Source organism: Streptomyces sp. NPDC051173 (assembly GCF_040689515.1).
GTDB lineage: Bacteria > Actinomycetota > Actinomycetes > Streptomycetales > Streptomycetaceae > Streptomyces.
The window spans coordinates 16,243-39,197 of sequence record NZ_JBFBBD010000018.1 but is presented as its reverse complement, the minus strand read 5'-3'; the positions used below and the strand labels follow the sequence as shown (position 1 = coordinate 39,197).

At 72.7% G+C, this 22,955-nt stretch carries 12 protein-coding genes and 2 pseudogenes; 3 read left to right on the top strand and 11 right to left on the bottom strand.

Features of this window, described 5'->3' with window-relative positions:
- Window positions 1-54 precede the first annotated feature (54 nt).
- Window positions 55-1,200, top strand: coding sequence for an NAD(P)/FAD-dependent oxidoreductase (locus AB0435_RS13110; RefSeq protein WP_366426964.1), 1,146 nt, complete (start codon window positions 55-57; stop codon window positions 1,198-1,200).
- A 128-nt stretch (window positions 1,201-1,328) separates the two neighbouring features.
- Here AB0435_RS13110 and AB0435_RS13105 read toward each other — a convergent pair whose 3' ends face one another.
- The gene (locus AB0435_RS13105) at window positions 1,329-2,018 is read right to left on the bottom strand and encodes a LysR substrate-binding domain-containing protein (RefSeq protein ID WP_366005194.1); all 690 of its coding nucleotides are present in this window, start codon (window positions 2,016-2,018) and stop codon (window positions 1,329-1,331) included.
- 15 nt (window positions 2,019-2,033) lie between these two features.
- On the opposite strand from AB0435_RS13105, the gene AB0435_RS13100 reads away from it, so the two are divergent.
- Window positions 2,034-2,375: a tautomerase family protein gene (locus AB0435_RS13100; RefSeq protein ID WP_366005193.1), complete on the top strand. Its 342-nt coding sequence runs from the start codon at window positions 2,034-2,036 to the stop codon at window positions 2,373-2,375.
- A 670-nt stretch (window positions 2,376-3,045) separates the two neighbouring features.
- Here AB0435_RS13100 and AB0435_RS13095 read toward each other — a convergent pair.
- Both AB0435_RS13095 and AB0435_RS13090 read right to left on the bottom strand, forming a co-directional pair.
- Window positions 3,046-3,461: pseudogene (locus AB0435_RS13095) on the bottom strand (IS5/IS1182 family transposase); the annotation flags it as partial.
- Window positions 3,462-3,555: 94 nt separating this feature from the next.
- Window positions 3,556-4,314: a thioesterase domain-containing protein gene (locus AB0435_RS13090; RefSeq protein ID WP_366005192.1), complete on the bottom strand. Its 759-nt coding sequence runs from the start codon at window positions 4,312-4,314 to the stop codon at window positions 3,556-3,558.
- Between the two features lie 46 nt (window positions 4,315-4,360).
- Here AB0435_RS13090 and AB0435_RS13085 point away from each other — a divergent pair, with 46 nt between their 5' ends.
- Window positions 4,361-4,630 carry a hypothetical protein gene (locus AB0435_RS13085; RefSeq protein ID WP_366426963.1) on the top strand — a complete coding sequence of 90 codons (270 nt, stop codon included), beginning with the start codon at window positions 4,361-4,363 and terminating at the stop codon, window positions 4,628-4,630.
- Between the two features lie 584 nt (window positions 4,631-5,214).
- Here the strand turns inward: AB0435_RS13085 and AB0435_RS13080 are convergent.
- From AB0435_RS13080 to AB0435_RS13045, 8 genes and pseudogenes are all read right to left on the bottom strand, one after another.
- Complete coding sequence (locus AB0435_RS13080) at window positions 5,215-5,430, bottom strand: transposase family protein (protein WP_366426962.1); 216 nt, start codon at window positions 5,428-5,430, stop codon at window positions 5,215-5,217.
- Window positions 5,427-5,789, bottom strand: coding sequence for a transposase family protein (locus AB0435_RS13075; protein WP_366426961.1), 363 nt, complete (start codon window positions 5,787-5,789; stop codon window positions 5,427-5,429). The genes AB0435_RS13080 and AB0435_RS13075 overlap by 4 nt, the downstream gene beginning before the upstream one ends.
- Before the next feature lie 330 nt (window positions 5,790-6,119).
- The gene (locus AB0435_RS13070; protein ID WP_366005189.1) at window positions 6,120-6,845 is read right to left on the bottom strand and encodes a hypothetical protein; all 726 of its coding nucleotides are present in this window, start codon (window positions 6,843-6,845) and stop codon (window positions 6,120-6,122) included.
- A gap of 173 nt (window positions 6,846-7,018) precedes the next feature.
- Window positions 7,019-7,171, bottom strand: a pseudogene (locus AB0435_RS13065) (flavin reductase family protein); the annotation flags it as partial.
- A 21-nt stretch (window positions 7,172-7,192) separates the two neighbouring features.
- Window positions 7,193-13,372, bottom strand: a complete 6,180-nt coding sequence (locus AB0435_RS13060; RefSeq protein WP_366426960.1) for a beta-ketoacyl synthase N-terminal-like domain-containing protein — start codon at window positions 13,370-13,372, stop codon at window positions 7,193-7,195.
- Window positions 13,362-19,520, bottom strand: coding sequence for an SDR family oxidoreductase (locus AB0435_RS13055; RefSeq protein ID WP_366426959.1), 6,159 nt, complete (start codon window positions 19,518-19,520; stop codon window positions 13,362-13,364). Before AB0435_RS13055 ends, AB0435_RS13060 begins: the two co-directional genes overlap by 11 nt.
- Before the next feature lie 73 nt (window positions 19,521-19,593).
- Window positions 19,594-21,222 (bottom strand): PfaD family polyunsaturated fatty acid/polyketide biosynthesis protein, encoded by a 1,629-nt coding sequence (locus AB0435_RS13050; RefSeq protein WP_366426958.1) that lies wholly within the window; start codon window positions 21,220-21,222, stop codon window positions 19,594-19,596.
- 322 nt (window positions 21,223-21,544) lie between these two features.
- A complete protein-coding gene (locus AB0435_RS13045) occupies window positions 21,545-22,849 on the bottom strand; it encodes a cytochrome P450 (RefSeq protein ID WP_366426957.1) in 1,305 nt (434 codons plus the stop codon).
- Between the last annotated feature and the right edge of the window lie 106 nt (window positions 22,850-22,955).

Genomic DNA, 22,955 nt, shown 5'->3' with positions numbered 1-22,955 from the left:
GCACGAGGCCCCGGCCCCGCTCTCCCCCTCTTCGCGACCGAAAGGAAGCAAGTCATGAACTCCCCCGAGCCCGCCCGGGCCCGCATCAGCATCATCGGTGCCGGACCCGGCGGGCTGACCTGCGCCCGCATCCTCCAGCAGCACGGCATAGCGGTCACCGTCCATGACCGCGACCCGGGCCCCGACGCGCGCAACCAGGGCGGCACCCTCGACCTGCACGCCGACAACGGCCAGACCGCCCTGCGCGAAGCCGGCCTGCTCGACGAGTTCTTCGCACTGGCCCGCCCCGAAGGCCAGGAAATGCGCCAGATGGACTTGACCGGCACGATCACGTCCCATCAAGTCCCGGAGGCCGACGAGCTGTTCAAGCCGGAGATCGACCGCGGCCAGCTGCGTACCCTACTGCTCGACTCGCTGCGACCGGGAACCGTGCGCTGGGGCCACGCCCTCGACACGATCAGTGGACCCGACGAGGGGCCTCGGCGGTTGCACTTCACCGACGGCACCAGCATCGAGACCGATCTGGTCATCGGCGCCGACGGCGCCTCCTCCCGAGTACGCCCGGCCGTGTCCCCCGCCGTCCCCGGGTACACCGGGGTGAGCTTCCTGGAAGCATGGTTCTCCGACGTCGAGAACCGGCACCCGGACATCGCCGAACTGGTCGGCCAGGGCAGCGCCCACGCCGCCGACGGCGAGCGCGGCCTGTTCGCCCAGCGCAACAGCGGAGACCACATCCGCGTCTACCTCATCCGACGGGTCCCGGCCGACTGGATCGGTGCGAGCGGCCTGACCGCCGAGGACACCGACGGCATCCGCGCCCTGCTCCTGGGCGAGTACGCCCACTGGTCGCCCCGCATGCGCCAGATGATCACCGAGAACGACGGCCTCTACGTCCCCCGCCCGATCTTCGCCCTCCCGGTCCCGCACACCTGGGAACACAACCCGGCGGTGACCCTGCTCGGCGACGCCGCCCACCTCATGCCCCCGCTCGGTGTCGGCGTCAACCTCGCCATGCTCGACGCCGGCGAACTCGCCCTCGCCCTCGCGCACGCCGCCACCGTCGACGACGCGATCCGCACCTACGAGAAGACCATGCTCCCCCGCTCCACCAGGACGGCCAAGACCCTCGAAGGCGGCGCCGAGCACCTGCTGTCCGCGGGCGTACCCGACTTCGACAGCGACAACGGCGCCCAGCCCTGACGGCTCGGTCCGCGATTGGGGTCTTGGCGTGATGCGTGGCCCGGTTGGATCCGGTCCGGAGGTCCGCCCGCATCCCCGGGAACTGTCGAACATGGGGACAGCGCAGCCGCGGATCGTTCCGGAACTGCTCAGTCAGGCCGACGGGCCGCCTCACGGTGCAGGACCTGGATGATCTGCGCGAGGGCCGACGGGCGCGGGCCAGGAAGGCGGGCCAGAACGACTCGCCGGTGTTCGGCAGGGCCTCCGTGGACCTCGACCAGGCACACGCCCGTGGGAACCGCGTCGGCCAACTCCGGCGGCACGGTGGTGATGCCGCAGCCCGCCGCAACCAGGTGCAGTTTGGTCAGCCAGTCGCGGGCAGTATGGGTGATACGTGGCCGCCCGGGCAGACCTGGCCAGACGCCCATCATCGGCTCGGCGGGATTGGAGGCACCGGCGATCCATTCCTGATCGGCCAGTTCCTCCAGGTCCACCGTGGCTCGGTTGCCCAGCGCACTGTCAGCTGGTACCGCGAGCAGGAGCTTGGTCTCCAGGAGGGTCTCGCACTCCAGACGTGGGGTCTGGTCGTCCAGGGGCCGGTAGAGCGGTCGGACGGCGAGGACGGCCAGGTCGATCGTGCGCGCCCGCAGCGCGCGTACCAGCGCCGGGGTCGTGGCCTCGCGTGTCGTGACGCGGATGCCGGGTTGCGTGCGGCGTAGCGCGGCGAGCGTGCGCGGCAGGATGAGTGCTCCGGCGCTGGGGAAGCTGCCGAGCCGTACGACACTGAGTTCGGGCGGCAGGCCCTTCAGTTCCGCAAGGCCCTCTCCACGGCGGTCCACGAGTCGATGCGGGAGGTGTTCCAGATCCCGGAGGACGACTTCTTCCATGTCGTGCACGACATGGAGCCCGGTGACATCCTGCACCCATCGACGTTCTTCGGCATCGAGCGCAGCGCCGATTCAGTGATCATCCGCATGACGTTCAACCACCGGCCCCCGGCGCAGAAGACGGCGCTGTTCGAAACCGTCGCCGACCGCGTCACAGCCACCATGGGGATGCGCCGCGAGGACGTTCTGATGACTGTTCTGGAAACCGCTGCGGAGAACTGGTGGGTGCACGGCCGGACCATCGACCCCGACACCGGGTTCGACACCCGGATGAGCCCCGAGGCCATGCAGGCCGGCCGCGTCGGCTGACGCCGACGACTCGGTCAGCGACCGCTGACCGGGGCGGCCGTGACGCGACGGCGACCGCACTGGCCCTTTCCGATGTGAGCAAGAAGTGGACCCGTGCGGCCTTGACCCATCCCGCCTTCCGCAGTGCTTCGCGTGCGCATCTGGGCAATTCGATCGAAGAGTTGGCGAACTCACGGTCGGCCGACCCGCCGCCGGTCGATACCGAACCGGTACTCGCCCGATGCCCTCCGGACCGGGTGGGAAGCCGCCCGTCCTCGTCTCTCTCGCCCGCTGCCTCATCCACCGGAAGCGCCTCTCGAAGCAACGACCATGATGGCGCTACGAGTTCTCAGGAACGGCCTCGGCACGCACTGGCCACGCGCGCCCTCCCGGTCCTCCGAGCGCCCCGTCCCACGAGCAATCTTTCGTGGCAGGCGGGAAAGGCTTACGGCGACCCGACCACACTGGAGGAGCTCACCATGAGCCGCACTCGCCACACCATCCTCGCGCTCGCAGCAAGTACGGTTCTCACCGTGCTGGGTGTCCTCGGCCCAGTCGCCTCCGCCCAGGCGGCCCCTGCGGCCCCTGCCTCAACCGGTGGCGACGCGTGCAGGTTTGTGCAGGCTACATTTACCGGAGTGGGCCTCTCTCCCGGCGGGGTTTGCCCTGAGTAGAACTCCTGACGCAACGCGGATTGCAGGCGGCACCGGCGGATGAGCGAGCAGGCGAGTTCGAGAAACTCTTCGCGGATGTCGTCCCGGGTGTTCCAGCGGATGCGTAGGCGGCCGAACCAGTGCAGCGATGCGATCGCCTGTCCTACGAGCTCGGTTCCCGGTCCGGAGCCGTGGGCGGTGCCGCGCCGTGCGATGACGGGGTTGATGCCCTTCGCCCGGACCTGGCGGCGGTAGCCGTCGTAGCCGCGGTCGGCACAGATCTCGTTCGGCCGCCGGCGGCGGCGTCGGCCGCGTTTGCCACGGACAGGCGGAACGGCTGCCGGCGGCGGCATCAGCTGGGTGATGTCGTTGCGGTTGCCGCCTATCAGGGTCACGGCCGGCGGGATGCCGTGGCGTCGCAGATCACTTGGTGCTTGGAGCCCGGTCGGCCCCGTCGGCCTGGCTCCAACCGGTCTCTTCGGGCCGCGGCCTTGCTCACCACGGGCCTCGGCGCCCCCGCTGTACGGGACAGGCATACGGCACCTCCCTCACGGCCACAGGGCTCGGGCGATCGGCTCGACGGCTCGGGGGTTGTCGAGACAGTGATGAGCCACAGGGAGCGTGCGGTGCGTGAGGGGATGCAAGGTCATCGGCTGCCACCGTCGCGCCGAGGCGGCGGGGATGATGGTGTCGTCGCGGGCGCTCCACACGGTGATCGGGTATTCCAGCGGTCTGGGGCACGGCCCGTAGGCGTAGGCGTCGATCAATGCGAGGTCGCTGCGCAGCGCCCGTAGCGCCTCCCGACGCCGCTGCGGGTGTTCTTCCCGAGGCAGCGGGACGGCCAGAGCGGTGGCGAGGGTGACCAGGGTGTCGTCGTCCATGGCCCGGCTGTTCAGGTCGAAGTCGGCGTATTCGGGTGGCGAGAAGGCCGCACAGGCGTGCACAGCGAGGGCGGGTAGGCGTCGGCGGGCGAGTTGCCATGCGGTTTCGTAGCCGAGGGCCGCTCCCATGCTGTGTCCGAAGATCAGCAGGGGTTCCGTGACGTGATGCGCCAGTCTGTCGGCGAGTCGGGCGGCGAGTCCTGCGAGGCCGGCTGCCGGGCCGGGGTCGACGGCCGCTCCCCCGATCCGCCGCCCTGGATAGCGAACGGACAGGATCCGGAGTCCGGGTGCGAGGTGTTGGGGCCAGTGCGCGAAGTCCGCGGCGCCGCCGCCCACTCCGGGGAGGAGCAGCACGGCAGCGTCCGGGCCGCTCCACCCTCGCTCGGGCGCCAGGTCCCACAGCAGTCCGTCACCCAGTGCTCTCATCGATCCGGCTCGGCTGGCCGGTTCCGGCACCGGGGTCTTCGTCGGGGTGTCCAACCACGCCTACGGCAACCTCCAGCTCAGCCGACTGGAGACCGTCGACCGGCACACCATGACCGGGCTCGCCGGCGGCAACACCGCGGGCCGCCTCTCCCACGCCTTCGACCTGCGCGACCCCAGCCTGGCCGTGGCTTCGGGGCTGCCGCCGCCCTCGATCTCCGCCGCGTCGATCGGTGACCACAGCGGCCAGGTGGCTGCCCGGAGGAGCACCACGAACACGGCTCCGGGGCTCGCGAAGGTATACGAGCTCACTGCATAGGTGTAGGGCATTGTCCGAGGCCAGGCCGGTCGGCATGTGGGGGGAATGCTCAGGATCGCCCGATCGTCGATGGTGTCCTGCGGTACGCCGCAGTTGCACACCGGAGTGGAACACCGGAGTGGAACACCTCGCCGCCGTGGGCGAGTTCCTGCCGACCCTGCCGTCTCTCTCGCCCCTTGCCGCACCAGGCATCTCTGTTATGGCTGACAAACACCTTCCCGATCGACCTCGCCCGCAGGACCCTGAGGGCCGCCCGTGCCGTTGATCGATGGGCTGGCCGCCGCCAGACGGCCTGGCTCTCGGCGCGCGGGTCGTACGGCCGAAACTCCGTGAACCACTGTGCTTCCAGGGCCGTTTGCCCAGCCGTGGTGCCAGCAGTCCCCCGGGCCGCCTGGCGCGGGGCCGATACGAGAGGACGGATCCTTGACGAGACACGACCATGTGACGATGCGGGACCCTCGGCGGTGGTGGATCACCATTGAGCGGTGTGCATCGTGAAAACTGCACGTCGGGTGGGCTGGTGTGCGTAGGTGTCGGGACGCTCGGCCAGGTCCGGGGTGGTAGTCCAGCGACAAGATCATCGGTCATCGGGCAACTTCCTTGTTCGTGAGGACCAGCAGGGCCCGCACCAGCGCGGTCGCCCACCTCGGATCCGTGCGGACCTTGCCCAGCACGCGCCAGTTCTTCAGGTGCGCGAAGCCGTGCTCGACCGGAGCGCGTACTGCGGCCAGCGCCTTGTTGGACAGCTTCTGGCCACGGGTCAGGGGCCGGTTCCGGGCGGCCTTGTAGCCGGTGATCACCGCCGGGTCGTCGTCCGGGCCGCTGTCGTCAAGGCCGACGAACCCCAGGTGGCGATAGCTCCGAGGCCGGCGGCACGCAGGTGCGCGGTGAGCTTGTCGTGGCGGCAGGCGGTGATCTCCGAGGTCCGCCCGGGCCGGGCCGCGGAGACCCACAGCAGCCGGCCCCGGTCGTCGGTGAGGGCGATCACGAGCAGGCCGTGGCATTTGTTCTTGCCCGAGTAGTTCTTGCGGTTCTCGGTCCCGGTGCGCCGCCGGGTGCGTATCACCGAGCCGTCCAGCAGGACGACTCCGCCACCCTTTCGGGCGATCTTCTTCAGGGCGCGGTCCAGGCGCGGGGCGCGGGCTGCGAGCAGGCCCACGACCTCGCGCACCCAGCGGGGTGACGGTGGTGCGGTGGATGCCGTTGCCGCCGGCCAGGTCGCCGGGCCGCTGGTCACAGCGCAGGACGGCCAGCACGATGCCGGCGATCTTCCCGGCGGGCAGGGCCCGCCACCGGGAGCCGATCTTCTTGAAGTGGCCGCGTAACAGGTCGGCGAGCCAGTTCAGGGTGGCGCTCGACAGCGGCAGGCGGGCGGTGTAGACAAGGCCGTCAGGGCCCTCGACGGGATGGTTGTTTTTCTTCACACAAACTCAACTGCCGTCGGGGGCCCGCCGGTTACGCGCTCTTACCGCCCCCCGGTCCGCAGCTGCTATAGGCGCGCGGTGAACTTCCCGTCGGGCCGTTTGTGCAGCCAGCCGCGATCGGCGAGCTTGGTCATCTTCGCCCGCAGCGGCTCCAGCTTCCCGCGCACCCCCACCTCAAGGCCCAGTTCCTCACCCACCGCCTTGACCTGCACCGCCCCTCCGGCGGCCCGCACGATCGCCAGGATCCGGCGGTAGTCGGCGGGCAGTGCGCCCTCGTCGCCAACCTCACCGCGGTGTGGGATCAGCAGCACCGCACGCCCCGCCACCTGCACTTTCACCGGAGCCGCCGCCTCAGCGGCCTCGGTAACGACCCGGTCCTGTTCGGCCAGCCGGTTCAGGACCCGCTCGGCGACCAGCAGTTCCTCCCGCTCGGCCGCCGTGTAGTCGCGTGCCGTGCGGTAGGGCTGCTCGAAGGAGTCCCAGGTCACGGCGTCGGCTGTCGTGGTGATGCGGGTCATGAGCGGCCAGCATCCCCATTCACCGCATGAACAGCCGAGTACGGGTGTCTTGGACCCCATGGCGTCGGTGGACCATCCGTGGAAGTGGTCTTCCACCGAGCCGAACCGGTAGTCCTGCGGGATGAGGCCGCCGTAGGCGTTGCCCGCGGGCTGCATCCGGGCACCCGTCTCGAACTTGTCGATCAGCTCGGTCAGCGGTATTCCGTCGATGCGGGGGACGACTTCACCATCGTCGTCGAAGTGGTGGTCGAACTGGATCTCATTGCCGGACATCCCCTGATTATCCCGGATAACCCCCTTCTCCTTTAATCGACGGGATATCGGGAGGGCGCCGGGGCGTACGGATGCGTTGTGCGGACGCATGACGAGGCGGCGGTGGGCGCCGCGGAGGGTATGGGCGACGGTACGGGTGGTGCCGGGGTCGGCCTCGGTCAGGCCGCCTGATCTCAGTTGGGCGCCGCGCCGGCGAGTGCGGGCTCTGTGGCAGGCCCCTCGAAGTTGCGGGGTGTCTGGGTGCGGTAGGAGTGGCCGAGTTCCGGGCCGAGTCCGAAGTGGTGGCGGAAGTTGTAGATGAGGGGGCTCCAGGCGGCGGGGTCGAGTCGGCCGACGCCCCGTCAGCGTCAGCGCCCCAGACGCATGCCCAGCCCCCGCACCCGGTAGATGCGGCGGCCGTCCACCCACAGCCAGCCGTCCGCGCGTGCGGTGCGCCCGCGGTCGTCCCGGCGGTCGTCGACGACGTCGATTCCGACGGTGACCAGGCCATCGGCCGGCACCACTTGGCCCCGGTAGCGCCAGGCGAACTCCGCATCCGTCAAGGGTTCGAGGGTGCCCTGGGCGATCTCGTCCGCGGGTGTCGTGCTCAGCAGGTGGTGCTGGAGCAGTTGGGCCAGGGCCTCCACACCCAGGGAGCCGGGCTGTACCGGATCCCTGAAGAAGTGGCTCTTGAAGTACCAGGCGCCGGCGTCGACCGGTTTCTCGCCTCGCAACCGGCCCAGGCCCGCCGGCCAGTGGCCGGTGACGCGGTCCACCATCCGCAGCATGGGGCCCGGCAACCGTGCGCCGCCGGAAGGGCGTTCCGCCATGAGGTCGGCATTGCGGTCACAGGAAACAGCCCACTGGGCACGCTCCTCGTCGTCCGGCGGGATGCCGACCTGCCGGTCGAGGGCGGCGTGCGGGAAGAAGCCGAAGACCGAGGTGGCGGTCAGCAGGGGCGCGCCGTCGGCGGCGCATTCGATGGCGAAGGAGACGATCGTGGTGTCTCCGTGCCGGGTGGAGCCGGTAAGTGCCACCCGGGTGCGCAGGATCCTCGTTCCCGGCCGCACCTGACCGTGCAGCCGAGCGGTGCCGTCGAGGTTACGGAAGACGAGCCGCGGGCCATGGGCCATGGCGATGTCGGCGGTACGGACGGCGAGCCAGCCGCAGGGCTGGAGGGCGACCTCCATCAGGACCGCCCAGGGCATCACGGCGGTGCCGTTCTGCTCGAAGTACCAGACCTCCGGCGGGACGTCGTACTCGGCGACGATCGCGCTGCCCGTCCTCGATTCGCCCGAGGGGGCGTCCAGGGACACGATCCGGCTCATGAAGTGGTAGGGCGGGCCAGGCAGGTGCGTGGTGGTCTCCGCCTGGTCCAGGACGGCGGCCGGCGGCCCGAATACGTCGACCGGGCTTCCCCAGGCGCAGGCGAGCAGTGAGGGGTAGCCGAAGGCGAAGCCGTTCTCGGTGGCCACCGGCCGGGATTCGCGGTGGCCCGCCAGACCGCCGAGCGCCCGGGGTTCGAGCAGGGTGCCCGTGGTCTGCTCACGGTGCGGACCCAGTTCACGCCAGTGCTCCAAGGGGGCGTCGCGTACCAGCCGCAGTGCCAGGTCGCGGCAGTGGAAGGCGTTGACGCCGTCCACACTGACCATGGCCTCCGCGTACAGCACCGGTTCCCGGCCGGTGGTCAGACCGCCGACGTGGATCTCGTAGACCACGTTCCGGCTCTCCGGGGTCGCCTGGCTGCGGCAGCGGGAGACGGCCGTACTGCCGGGCACGGCTTCGAAGCGGGCCGCGTCCCGGTCGACGGTCAGCCCGAGGGCGGCCATATGAAAGGCCATGGCCTGGTGCACACCTTGGCTCATCAGCGAACCGGCGAAGACGGGGTCGTTCTTGAAGTGGCCCTCGAAGTACCAGCCGTCGGGGCGCAGCCGCGTCTCGGCGCGCAGATAGCCGCGGCCGAGCGCCCCTCCGGCCGGTTCGAACGCGGTGACCTCGTCGATCAGCAGGAGCCGGCCGGCGTCGATGCGCGGTGTCCGCACATGGGCGCGGGTGGCGTCCCAGGCGGGTCCGAAGCAGTCGTACGGCCGCCCCTCGGCGAAGGCCCGTACGGCTGCGGCGTCGAAGCGCGTGGCAGTGGAGGGCAGGGTGGGCGGGGTGGGCAGGGTGAAGGGGAGGTCGCGGGAGAGGGCCTCGCCCGGGGTCCAGCGGATGCCGCCGGCCGCGGCGAGCTCGGCGTCGGTGAAGAAGCCGGCCTGTGCGTTGCGGACGCTGACGACGGGTTCGTCGCCGACGAAGCAGTCGTAGCGGAAGAAGAACAGCCGGGTGCCCGCGTGCTCGGCGTGGCCGTCGACGTGGATCTCGTAGCGCAGGGTCTGCCCGACCCGGGGAGCGCTGCCGTGGTAGGTGGCCTCGCAGCCGAGGAGGCGGTAGACGCGCTCGCCCCGGTTGAGGAGGTCGATGCCGAGCCAGCTGATGAGGAGCAGGTCGGCCTGGCCCGCCTCGACCAGGAGCCCGCCCGGGATGTGCCCGGTGTGGTCGAGGTACCAGGTGTCGGGCCGCAGGTCCGTCTCGGTCCAGATGGTGCCCGTGCCCATGGAGGCGGGTTCGGCGTCGATGCCCGTGACGCGGTCGACCAGGAGCAGCGGTGGGCCGGGGAGCCGGGTCTGACGCCGGTGGCCGTCCTGGGCGGTGAACCGCGGCCCGAAGAGCTCGGAGACGGGCCCGCTCGCCAGCCGTTCCAGCTGGGCGCGGTCGAACTTCGGGCCGGGGAGGGTCTGTTGGCGCACGAGTGGCGCGAGAGGGGGTTCTCCCGGATCACGCCGGAGCGGCAGGGTGTCCTTCATCGTCTGCCGTCCGCGTAGATACCGCTGGTGCAGCGCGGTCTGCTCCGTCAGGTACTGCCGGTGCAGGGCGGTGACCCGATCGCGGTACCGGGCGACGGCTGACGTACGGGCGGCCACGGGTGGCCCGGCGGAGGGTGTGTCCGGGGCGGCGGACGGCTCCCCGGACGTCGGAGCTGCGGAAAGCGCGGCGGGCGGCCCGAGCGCGGGAACCGCGGGGAGTGTGGCGGGCAAGGCGGGCGCAGGAGCCATCACGGTGGCGAGCCGGTCCGGCGCGGGCAGCCGGACGGCGGGGGGATGCGCCGGTACGCGCAGCACGTGCCCGGTCTTCGACGCGTCGGTCTCCGCCCGGTCCAGCCGGAGCGACAACGGGGCCGAGTCGACGTACAGTCCGGCCGCCACCAGTTTCTCCACGGACCGGCGCAGCCGGTGGAGCGCACGCCCGCCGGACTCGTCGAGCGCCACCGCAAGGTGCTCCCTGTCGGCCAGGATGCGGGTGATCCAGTCGGTGCACAGGGAGCCGGGGCCGTGTTCGACGAAGACGCGGACGCCGTCGGCGTAGGCCCGCTCGATCACCGCCGGGAAGTCGACCGGGCTCGTGGCCGTCCCCATGAGGGCGTCGGCGGCGCTCTCCTCGGTCGGCAGGTAGGACTCGGCCGTGTCGCCCCGGTAGAAGCGCACGCCCGGTACGGGCACAGTGGGGCGGCGGTGCAACCGGTGCCACGCCTCGCGGACTTCCGCCAGCTCGGGGGCGTGGGCGGCGAGGTCGTAGTCGAGGCGCATCGCTGCGTGCGGGAAGCGGTCGCGCACCAGGGCCGCGCAGGCGCTCTCCTCGCCGCCGACGACGCAGACGCCGGGGGCGTTGACGGCCATCAGGTGCACGGCGGGCTCGTCGGCGACGGCCGCCCGGACCCGTTCCACCGGGGCGGTGACCAGGTAGTTCCGCCAGCAGTGGCCGGTGATGCCCCGCGCCTGCCAGGCTCGGCGGATCGCCCGGTACTCGCCCGTCACGTCGTGTGTGAACAGCCCGCTGCGCCGGGCGTCCTCGCCCAGGGCCGCGGCATCGGGCCATGCTTCCAGGGCGACCAGGGCGGAGGACTCGCCCGAGGAGTAGCCGATGGCGGCGTCGGGGTGCAGGCCGAGCACGTAGCGGGTGATCAGCGTGTGCAGGACCGCGAGCTGGGTGGTGGCCCAGATCCTGCCGAGCACGCCGGTGCCGGCGAAATCCGTCGGCGGCCAGGACATGTCCTGGTCCCCGCATCGCCGCCAGGCGACTTCGGCGAACGCGGGTACGGCGGCGACCAGTTCCCGGCCCATGTGCGGGTAGGCAGCCGAGCCGTTGGTATACACGAAGGCGACCTGGCCGGCGCGCCGCGCGGGCTCGGCTGTCGCGGGGGCGGCCCGCAGCCGGACGCGCCGTTCCGGGCCTTCGAGGACCGGCACGACGACCTCGGCCGTGCGCAGCCGCGCGCGGGTTTCGGCGAGCCGCCCGGGCCGCGGCCTGACGTCGTGGCGCAGGGCGATGACGGCCGTCGCGACGGCGAGCAGGCCGGCGGCGGCGTGCGGGGTGCCGAACAACGCGGAGATGTCGCAGCAGCCCGTCGCGTCGGCCGAGGGGGCGGTGCTCACCCGCAGGTCCGGCGGACCGTCACCGTCTTCGTCGAGGACCGCCAGAACCCGTTCTCCGGCCCGCTCGGCGTCGGGCAGGCGTTTGAGGACGAGGACGACGGCGGCGTCCCCGGGCTCGCGATCCGCGCCGAGGTCGCGCAGGGCCGCCTGGTGCACGGGGTCGTGGGCGAGGTCGGTCGCCCCGACGACCACGGCGTCCGCCTCGCGCGACCGGAGGAGGCGGACGGCCAGGGTCAGGGCCGCGGTGCCGGAGTCCTCCTCGGCCAGGACGGTGAAACCGGGCCCTGTCAGGTCGAGTTGGCTGTTGATCCGGTTGGCGACGATGTTCATCATGGCACCCATCCCCGTCGCCGCGGTGCCCGGAGGTGCGAAGGCGTCCCGGAGGACGGCCGCCTCGCCGGGAGGCCGGGAGAGTCCGGCCCGCTGCCAGAGGCCGTCGATGCGCAACCGCGCGACGTGCCGGCCCACCTGCGGGTCGACGCCCGCCCCCACGACCACTGCCGTGCGCGGGGGTGGCAGGGTCGCCCCCTGGGCCGCCTCTCGCGCGGCGTCGAGGACCAGGAGTTGCTGGGGCAGGGTGTCCCGCAGGTCGAGCGGCGGGAACCGCAGTCCCTCCAGGGCGAGTTCCACGTGCTCACGCGGCTCACGATCGGGCCGTCCGGCGCACAGCGCGGCGATGAACTCGTCGGTGCCGCCGCCCCGTCCGGTCCGTACGGCGAGCGCGACCACGGCGAGCGGCGGGGCAGCCGGGCGGGGCGGGGGGAAGCACTGCGGCACGGGCGCGTCCCCGGCGTCCAGGACGAGGTGCGCGTTGGTGCCGCCGAAGCCGAACGCGCTCACCGCGGCACGGCGCGGCCCGGCCCAGTCCTCGTGTTCCGCGAGGAGCCGGAGGGGCCGCTCCAGTGCCGCGGGGGTGCCGTCGTGCGGGGTCGCCGGGCGGACCCCCGTGCCGAGCGCGCCGATCACCTTGAGCAGGGCCGCCGCGCCCGAGACGGTCAGCAGATGGCCGACGTTGGCCTTCACCGAGCCGACGGGCAGATCGTGGTGGGCCGCGAAGAACCGGGCGGTGGCGCGGGCCTCCACCGCGTCCCCGACGGACGTTCCCGTGGCGTGGCACTCGAGCAGGCCCAGGGACTCCGGGGACACCCCGGCCGCGGCGTAGGCGGCGCGCATCGCGCGTTCCTGGCCCCCGGCGTCAGGGGCCACGAGCCCCGCGGCCCGGCCGTCGTTGCCCAGGCCGATGCCGCGTACCACCGCGAGCACGTGCCGTCCCTGGGCGAGGGCGTCACGCAGCCGCATCAGGGCGAACAGCACCGCGCCTTCGCCCGGTACGAGACCGTCGGCGTCCTGGTGGAACGGCCGACTGCGCCCGGTCGGGCTGAGCGCCCCCATGACGGCGAATCCACCGTGCACGATCAGTGGGTCGGACCGGTTCACCGCACCCGCCAGCATCAGGTCCGCCGTACCGTCCTGGAGCCGGTCGCAGGCGAGCTTGACCGCGTACAGCGAGGTGGCACAGGCCGCGTCCAGGGCGTACGCACCGGCGTCGAGGCCCAGCGCCCGGGCCGCGAGCAGGGCGGGCAGGCCGGAGGAGAAACGGTTGCGGGGGTGGGGCCGGGACGAGGCCAAGGACGCCAGCAGGGCGTGCCTGACCGTGGGTTCCTGGGCGGAGAGCCATACGTGCTCGGTGTAACGGACCGCGGCGGTGGAGGGGTAGGACAGGTTGCCGAGCACCAGGCCCGTGCGCGGCGGGGCGGCGGGATACCCCGCTTCGGCCAACGCCTGGCGTCCGGTGTGGAGAACCCATGGGAAGAGCGGATCCAGCCGCCGGATCTCCTCGGGGGGCAAGGCGTACCCGGTGGGGTCGAAGGCGTCCTCGAAACCGTGGACGAACCCGCCGATGCCGCTGATGGTGCGGCCCACGCCGTCCCTCTCCCCGAGCAGTCCCCAGCGGCCCTGCGGGGCGGGCGCGAGGCTGACGCGGCGGTCGAGGACGTTCCGCCAGAACGCCGCCGGGCTCAGCGCGTCCGGCAGGACGCAGCCCCGTCCCACGATGGCGACGGGTTCATCGGTCACCGGTGCCTCGCTTCCCGCCGTTCTCGTGGCCTTGGGGTGCAGGAGGTTCGTCGGGCCGCTGGATCAGTTCGACGCCGAGCAGCTCCGCGAACGGCGTACCGTCGTGACTCACCAGCCGCAGGTCGCAGACGTTTTGGATGCCGCCTTCCCCCCGTACAGGCAGGAGCGTGCACGTGACCGGGCCTCGCGCGGGACCGCGGTGGTGGGACCTGAACGTGCCGACGGCCAACGGGAGCGCGGCGTGTCCGAGGGCCTCGTCCGCCCAGAGCACGGCGAGTTGCAGGGCACCGTCGAGCACGGCCAGGTCCGTCTGCCAGGTGCCGCCGGGCCAGCCCAGGGCGGTCAGGCCGGTGAGAGTGCCCCGCGCGCCCTCCGGTCCCATCCCCTCGACGTCCGTCAGCGCGTGCAGCAGCGGACCGTGGAACAGGGCGTGCCCGTCGTAGATCTCCTCGTGTTCCCACGGCGGCAGGGCGAGGCCCGTGTCCAGCGGGGTGAGCGGGCGCCCTTCCGGGGCGCCGTCGGCCTCGACGTGTGCCGTGCAGTGCACGCGGTCCGTGGTCCAGCGCACCTCCGCCGACAGGGAACCGGAGTCCGCAGACGCGCGCGTGCCGTGCAGGGTGAACTCCCGCTCCAGGGGCTCCGGCCCGTCCCAGACGGCCGGCAGCATGACGCGCACGTCACGCAGCGTCGGCTCAGTGCCGCCCGGGTGCCAGTCCCGGGCAGCCGCGAGGATCCACTCCAGGGACTGGGCCAGCGGGAGGACCGCCCTCCCGCGGATGACGTGGTGGGCCAGGTATGGATGCGTGTCCGGGGTGACCCGCACCCCGGCGGGCTGGGGATACCGCAAGCCGGCCGGCGGCAGGGCGGCGGGAGGCTCCTGCCGTGTGTCCGCCGGGGCGGGCAACGCCAGGAGGAGCACCCGGCTGTCCTCGCCCGAGCAGGTCATCTCCTCGACGAAGGCCCGGGCCCCGGCATCGACGTCCAGCAGGGGCACGCCGGCCGCCCCGAAGTGGTCCGCCAGCGCCGGGGTGACCATGCCTCCCTGCCAGGGCCCCCATGCGAGGGCCCGCACCCGGCAGCCGGGCCGGGCGGCGGCCTCGGCGGCGGCCACGTGGTCGAGCGTCGCGTTGGCCATCGCGTAGTCGCTCTGCCCGGGGTTCCCGAAACTGCCCGCCACCGACGAGAACACGCAGAGCGTGCGCAGCGGATCGGCGGCCGTCGCGTCCAGCAGGACGCGCAGCCCCGTGGTCTTGGTGCCGAAGACCTCGTCGAACTGCTCGTCGGTCTTGTCGGCGATCCGCCGGTCCGCCAGCACTCCGGCGCCGTGCACGATGCCGGTCACCTCTCCCCACGTGGCGCGGACAGAGTCCAGCGCCGCGCGCACGGCGTCGGGGTCGCGTGTGTCGGCGGGGAGGTAGCGCACCGGCGCGCCGGTCTCCTCGACGGCGGCGAGGGTGGCCCGGATCTCGCGGACGGCCAGGACGCGGCGGGCTTCGCGGGCGAGGTCGGCGGGCGCGGTGTCCGCGTGCTGCGCGGCGAGGGCCCGTACGAGGGCGGGTTCGTCGGCCCCGGGAGGAAGCCCCGGGGGTTCGTCGGCCAGTTCGGTGCGGCCGAGGAGGATCAGGCGCGGTTTCCGGGCCCGGGCGAGCGCTGTCACGGCGGCTGCGGTCACCCCGCGGGCGCCCCCGGTGACGACGAGGACGTCGTCGGGGCCGGGCCCGCCGTCCTCGGCTCCCGGAGGCGCGGGGACGGCCAGTACCGTGACCCGGCTGCCGTCCGGGGGCAGGCCCGCCTCCAACAGCGGGCCGCCGTGGAGCAGTTCGCCGACGAGGGCGTCGGCCACGGCCTGGGGCGTACGGCCGGAGCGCGCGCAGTCGATGGCCTTGACCACTGCCTTGGGCCACTCCCCCGCGAGCGTGCGGACGAGTCCCGCCAGGCCGCCGAGCCAGGCGCGCTCTCCCTGTGTGCCCCCGGTGCCGAAGTCGCCGCCGGTGTCCTGCGCCGTGACGAAGACACCGCCCTCGTCCGTGAAGCGCGCGGCCACCAGGCGCGCCGCGCTGAAGGCCGCGCGCTGGACGTCCAGCATGGCGTCGGCGGTCAGGCCCTCGGCCAAGCCGCCGAGCAGCAGCACCGCTCGCGTGTCCTCGGGCAGGTCCACGACCGGCTCGGCCCGCACTCCCCGCGCGCCCAGCCTCTCGGCCACGAGGGTGGCCAGGCCCGAACCCCCGTCGACGATGTGCAGGGTGTGCTCGCGCAGTCCGGGCAGCGACAGCCCGGTCGGTGGAGCGGGCACGGTGCGCGGCACGTAGCGCCCGAGGCCGGCGGAAGGCCGCGCGGACGGCAGAGCGGGAAGGGGTACGGGTTCAGGCCCCGCCGGAAGGGCTTCCACGCCGTCCGCCATCGAGCGGAGCTTGTCGACGACCTGCCGGAGGGTACGCAGGGAGACCAGTTCCGCCGGATCGCCGTGGAGCTCGGGCAGCTCTCCCACGCGCTGGTTGAGCAGGGAGAGGATCTCGACGCGTTTGATGGAGTCGATGCCCAGCTCCGACTCCAGTTCCATGTCCAGGTCGAGCATCTCGGCCGGGTAGCCGGTCCGTTCGGCGACCACGGCCAGCAGCGTCTCCTCCAGCAGCGCGGGGTCGAGGCCGGCCGCGGCCGGGACGACGGCCGGTGCCGCGGGCTGTGGTGCGGCCGGATCCGGTACGGCGGAGGCCGGTACGAGCGTGGCTCCGTCGGCCGACCGTGGCGGCGGCGCCGCGACAGGGAGGGTCGTTCCGCCGGCCGACCGTGACGTTGGCGACGCAGCGGTAGGCAGGGCCGTTCCATCGGCCGGCCAGGCGTTGGAAGACGCGTCGACGGGTTCGCCGGACCGGTCCGGAGCGACGGCACCGGGGGCCCCCACCAGCGCCGCGAAGGACGTCTCGGACATCTTCAGGAAGGCTGTGTGCGCCTCGCTCATGCACCGCAGGAAGACGGCGTGGGCGTCGGCGGTCTGGCGCTGGGCGTCCTCGATCAGGGCCACCCGCTCGTCCTCCCCGGGTACGGCGGCCGGGTCCGCGCTGTGTGGTGGTGCCGCCGGAGCGGTTGGCGGCGGAGGCACGGAGGAGGCCACGGGCGCACGTGGCGGCACCGGCACGGGAAGCTGCGCGGGTACGGGACGCGTGGGCGCGACGGGCAGCGCGAAGGCGGGGGGCGGTGGAGGAACAGCGGGCGAAGGCGCGGGCATCGGGGGCGAAGTCGGCCTTGTGCCCGGTTCCGGAGTCACGCTCTTTCCGTCCGTTTGCCCGTCCGATTTCCCGTCCGCTTCCTGCGGCGGATAGCGCCGCCCGCGGTTGCCGCCGTCGATCGGTACGGTCATCCTCGGCCTCCGTTCCTTCTCGGCGGGGCGCGGCAGGGCGAAGTGCCGCCAGTAGGGCGCGAAGTCCAGGGGGACGCCGTGGACGGCGAGCCGTGCCAGAGCGTCCTGGAAGGCGGTCACGCCGTGGGTGTCACGCCGGTCGAGCGGTACGGCCAGGTGGGGCCGGTCGCCGAGGATGTGACCGACGAGCGTGGTGAGGACGGTGCCCGGGCCCACCTCGGCGAAGGTCCGTACCCCCGCCGCGTACATGGCCTCGATCTGCTCCACGAAGTGGACGGGTTCGACCAGGTGCCGGGCCAGCCGGTCACGGATCCGTGCCGGGTCGGACGGGTAGCGGGCGGCATCAGTGTTGGAGAAGACCTCCAGGCCCGGGAGTGTGATGGCGGTGCCGGCCAGGGTGTCGGCGAAGGGGGCGCAGGCGGCTTCGACGAGCGGGCTGTGGAAGGCGGCGGAGGCGGCCAGCGGCACAGTGGGGATGCCGGATTCCCGCAACCGCCCGGTCACCGTCGCGATGGCCGCCGCTGTGCCCGAGATGACGGTCTGCCGTGGGGCGTTGTGGTTGGTGATCCACACGTCCTGTTCCCCGCAGGCCTCCAGTGCCTCGCGGGTCTCGTCGGGGCCTGCGCTGATCACCAGCATCGCGCCGGGGGAAGCCGCCGCCGCGTCGCGCATGGCCTCTCCCCTGGCCCGGGACAGGCGCAGGAGCGTTTCCGCGCCGTAGGCACCCGCCGCGTGCAGGGCGATGAGTTCGCCGAGGCTGTGGCCCGCGACGCAGTCGGGCCGGAGCCCGAACTCTCCCAGCACGGCCAGCAGGGCCAGGCTGTGCGCGGCGAGGGCCGGCTGTGCCCACTCGGTGGCCGTGAGCCGCTCCTGCTGCGCGGCGCGCGCGTCCTCGGGCACGGGCGGCGGGAAGACCACGCGGTGCAGGGGCGTTTCGTCGGACCCCGTACCGCCGACGGCGTCCCAGGCCGCGAGTGCCCCGGGGTGGTGGGCCGCGAGGTCGCCTCCCATGCCTACGTACTGCGCTCCTTGGCCGGGAAACAGCCAGGCCGTGCGGCCGGCCCCGCTCGGCCCGGCACCCCAGTGCACGGCGAGCGGCAGGGACCGGTTCTCCTCGGTGTCAAGGGCCGCCGCGGCCCGGTCGAGCCGTTCGAGGAGTTGTGCGGGACCGGCGGCCAGTACGGCGAGACGCCGGTCGGCGTCGGCCCGGAATTCCTCCTGGCCGCGGCGTGCCAGGTGGGCGATTCCGTTCCCCGGCCCGGCGTCGGCTTCTTCCGCGGCCCGCCGCAGTGTGGTGACGCGTTCGCGTAGTTCCTCGGTGGAGTCGGCGCAGAGCAGCAGCAGTTCGGTCGGGGCGGTCCGCAGGCGCGGCCGGCTGCCGGCCGGGGCCCGGTGTTCCTCCAGCGTGACGTGGAAGTTGGTGCCGCCGAAGCCGAAGCTGGAGACCGATGCCCGGCGGGGGCCGCCGTCGGGCCGGATCCATGGGCGGGTGCGGGTGTTGAGGTAGAACGGGCTGGTCTCCATCCGCAGGCCGGGGTGCGGACGGTCGGCGTTGATGGTGGGCGGCAGGACCTTGTGGTGCAGGGCGAGGACGGCCTTGAGCAGGCCGGCCGCCCCGGCCGCGCATTTGGTGTGGCCGATCTGGGACTTCACCGAGCCCAAGGCGCACCACTGACGGCCGAGGCGGCCGGATTCCTCGAACACCTCGCGCAGGGCGGCGAATTCGGCCTGGTCACCCGCGTTGGTGCCGGTGCCGTGGGCCTCGACGAGCTCCACGGTGCCCGGCGCGTAGCCCGCCTCCCGATAGGCCCGGCGCAGGGCGAGGGCCTGGCCCGGTGCCCTGGGCGCGTAGATCGCGGAGCCCCGTCCGTCGGAGGAGCTGCCCATGCCGTGGATGACCGCGTAGATACCGTCCCCGTCGCGTTCCGCGTCGGCCAGCCTCTTGAGCGCGAACATCACCACCGCTTCGCCGAGCATGGTCCCGTCGGCGTCCTCCGCGAACGGCCGGCACTCCTGGGTCGGGGACAGCGCCGGGGTGGTGGTGAAGCAGAAGTACATGCCGATGTCGTTCGACACGTCGACGCCGCCGCTGATCACCAGGTCGGCGCGGCCCAGGGAGAGTTCGTCCAGGGCCGTGGAGAGGGCGGCCAGCGAGCTGGCGCAGGCCGCGTCCGTGGTGTGGTTGGTGCCGTGGAAGTCGAAGCGGTTGGCGATACGCCCGGCCACCACGTTGGCGAGCAGGCCCGGGAAGGTGTCCTCGGTGGGGTACGGGTAATACGCGAAGACGCGCTCGCATACCGCTGTCACCTCCGCCTCGGACAGGCCGTGCTCGCGAAGGGCCCTGCGGAACACCGGCACCTGTGTGGGGGCGTTGGTATCCGTGAGCAGGCCCAGCGCGGCCGCGCCGAGCACCACGGCGACGCGGTCGCCGTCGGGCCTCGTGGTACCGCCGTTCGCGGCGTCCCGCAGGGCCTGGTCGGCGACCATCAGCGCGAGCAGTTGCGCGGTGTCGGTGGAGGTGAGGCTCTGCGGCGGAACGCCGTAGGCCATGGGGTCGAAGTCCACGGTGGGGACGAAGGCTCCGCGCCGTGCGTAGACCTTCCTCGGGGTGCCGGGGACGGGGTGGTAGTAGTCGTCGATCAGCCAGCGGCTGGGCGGGACGTCCCGCATGAGGTTGCGCCGGCCGAGGATCAGCTTCCAGCTCTGTTCGACGTCGCGGGCGTCGGGCAGCAGGGCGCCGAGGCCGACGACGGCGACGGGTACCCGGCCCGGGATGTGTTCGTCCGGCATGGTGTGTGTCCTCGCGACGGGGGCGGGTCGAGGGTGCGGGTCGGGATCGGGAGCAGGGCACCGCCCGAGCGGGTCAGGCGAGCCGGCGGGGGCGGAAGGCGAACGCGGCGGCGGGTACGGCGACTCCGTGGCTGCGCAGTTGGTGGGCACGGGTGAGGGCGGCCGCGCCCTCGAGGAGGTTCAGCGCGATCTGGACCACGTCGCGTTGGGCGGGGTCGGCGAGGAAGCTGTCCGCGGCCCAGCGGTTGAAGGCTCCCATGGCCGGTCCGCACCAGATCTGGTAGTCGGCCCGGCGCTCGGTGTACCCCGTGACCGCCCAGCGGCTGGACATGCCCAGGTACCAGCGGAAGGTCAGGGCCATGCGGTGCCGGGGATCCCCCCGGGCCCGCTCGGCCTGGGCCGGATCCCGCTGCTGCCAGAACCGCAGGGTCTCGGCCCAGACCGTCTCGAACGGGGCTCGCAGGACGTCCCGTTCGACACGGGCCCGCCGCTGCGGTGGGATGTCCTCCCAGTCCTCGTGGTCGCGGTAGAGCTCGTAGAGCTGTGTGGCGCGGGTGGCGAAGAACGTGCCCCGGCGCAGGACCTGGAGCTTGATCCCCATCTCGAACATGTCGGCCGCCGGAGCCATGGTCACATCGGCGATGTCGGCCTGCGCCAGCATCGCCTTGGCGTCGTCCGACAGGGCCGATTCCCGGGCCGCCTGGTTCACGGAGCCGGTGAGCACGTATGCCGCGCCGAGGGCGAAGGCCCCGGCCACCGCGGCGGGCGTGCCCAGCCCGCCCGCCGCGCCGACCCGGACGACGCGGTCGTAGCCGTGCGCGGCGGCCGTCTCGTCCCGCAGGGCCAGCATGACCGGCAGCAGGACCGCCAGCGGCCGGTTGTCGGTGTGGCCGCCGCTGTCCGCCTCGACGGTGATGTCCTCGGCGACCGGCACCCGTGCGGCCAACTCGGCTTCGTCCGCGGACAGGTGCCCACGGTCCACGAGGTGCCGCAGCAGGGACGCGGGGGCGGGGGACATGAAGGGGCCCGCCACCTCGGGCCGGGACACCTTCGCGAACAGCCGCGCCCCCCGCAGGATCCGGCCCTGCGGCCCGCGGCGCAGGCCGCAGGCGGCGACCCGCACCACCGCGGGCGTCAGGGACATGAACGCCGAGGCGGAGACGGCCGGGACCCGGTGGCGCAGCACGATGTCGGCGACGCGGTCCTCCAGTTCGGGCTCACCGGGCGAATGGATCAGGTTGATGCCCCAGTTCGGCTTCCCGGCGAGTGCGGAGGCCAGCTCGGCCACCGCCCGCTCGACACGCTCCGGTGCCAGCCCGGCGGCGCCGAAGAAGCCGAGCATTCCCGCCCGGGCCATGGCGGTGACCATGGCCACGGTCGCGATCCCGTTGGCCATCTCACCGGCGATGTAGGGGAATCGCACGCCGTGCGCCTCGCGGAACGACCGGTCCCCGAGCCACTCCGGGTAGAGCGGCGGCAGCGTGCCCAGCAGGGGAAATCCTTGCCGGCCCGCCCGTGCCGGGCCCGTGGAGCCTCCGACGCCGATCGCGATGTCACCGTTCCCGGCCGGATCGGCCACAAGGTGAACGGGCTCTCTGACTTCCGACACCACGTTCTGGATCTCCACCGGCGAGGAGGCTGCCGGACGGTCCCCGGGATGCCACAGGACCGGCTCGGTGAGTGGCGGAGCGTGGGCGGTCATGGCCCGTCCCGGACCGTCCGGGCCCGTGCCGGCGACGGCTGCGGGCTCTGCCTCGGCGCACTGGTCATCCGCACCCTCTCCTCACGCCTCCGGGCAGCGCCGGGCGGACTCCGCCGCTCCCGCCGCTTCCACCCCTGGAAATCAACTGCCTATCTCATCCAGTTAATTCCAGAAGAGTCATGAAATCCATCACTCACTAGAGTGAAGACCGTGGACGTCCGCAGTGCTCACCCCGGGGCGGGCGCCGGGCACAACCCCGGGCATGCCGACGCGCCCCGCGCCGGTGCCGGCGAGTGACCGGCAGATCCGCGGGGTCGTGCGTTCAGCCCGAGACGGGCCGGCTGTCCGCGGCCAGCCGCAGCGACGTGTGGTCGACGGTGCGGGGCAGCAGGCGGTCGGGGCCGAGGCGGTGCGACGAGGTCACGCGCCAGTCGCGCCCCAGCAGTTCGGCGAGGAGGGTCGCGCTGGTGAACAGCACGATGTTCCGGCCCGGGCACTCAGCCGGTCCACGGCTGAACGGGGCGATCGTCCAGTCCGCGTCGGCACGTCCGTCCAGCCAGATCTCCGGCTCGAACCGGTCGGCGTACGGCAGATGCCGGGCGTCGCGGTGGAAGTACGAGCTGTAGAAGATCACAGCGGTGCCCGCGGGGACGGTGCGGCCTCCGGGCCAGCGCGTCTCCTCGGTGGTGTCGCGCAGGATCGCCAGGGACGTGGGCCACAGCCGCTGGGACTCCAGCACGCAGGCCTTGAGATACGCGTGGTCGGTGCGGGCCCTGGCCGCCTGCCGGGGATGCCGGGCGAGCAGACCGAGCGCGAGGTAGGCACCGATCGGTGCGGCGTCGAAGGCGAAGAACCAGTGCTGCATCTGGGCCACGGGGTCGGTGCCGGCGGTGGCGGGGGTGGCGGGGGTGGCGCGCACCGCACGGGCCAGGCCGCCCGGTTCGGGCAGGTCGAGGTAGCGCCGCGACCGGACGAACAACTCCTCGCGCAGACGGTGGCGCCTGCGGTGCAGCATGAACCAGTTGCCGTCGGCGCGTAGTTTGTCGCGCAGTTCGGTGATGCGCTCGTCGCTGCGGGCCGTGTCACCGAACACGACACGGCGCACGATGCGCTGGTACACCTCGTGGAACTTCTTCCAGGTGAGGTCGCCGTATGCCCGCAACGGCCGGGCCTCTTCCGTGATCGCCGCCAGGAAGGCGTCCTGGAACCGGTGCTCGGCGGCGGGGTGGTCCAGCGCGGCCTCGTTGAACCTGCGCCTGCCCTCCCGGGCGCCGTCCGCGGTGATCAGCACCCCGTTCGGTTCGAAGTGGGACAGGGCCGCCACTTTCTCCTTGTTGGCGGCGGTGAACGCCGCCCCGGTGCCGCCCAGCACCCGGTGGACGTCCTCGGCGGAAAGGAGGACGAGGCCCTTGCGCCAGAGGAGAGTGACGAGCACCGGCCCCGGGCCGTACTTCTCCCGCAGCCGGTCCAGGCTCCGGCAGGCCCACGCGTTGCTGTCCACCGCGGCCGCCAGCCGGACGGCCAGGGGACGGCGGATGACGGGCCCCTGGGCGAGGTTGGGGACCGTGCACAGCAGGCACAACCGAAGCGCTTCGCTGCGACTTGCCTGAGTGAGCGCGTACGGCATGACGGCACCTCCCTGCTCCCGTCAGCTCCGCAGTGAGGCTGCCCGGCACCCCCGTCGTCATCCGCCGAGCCGGACGGGGTCACCCGAACGGGTGAGTGCGGGGGTG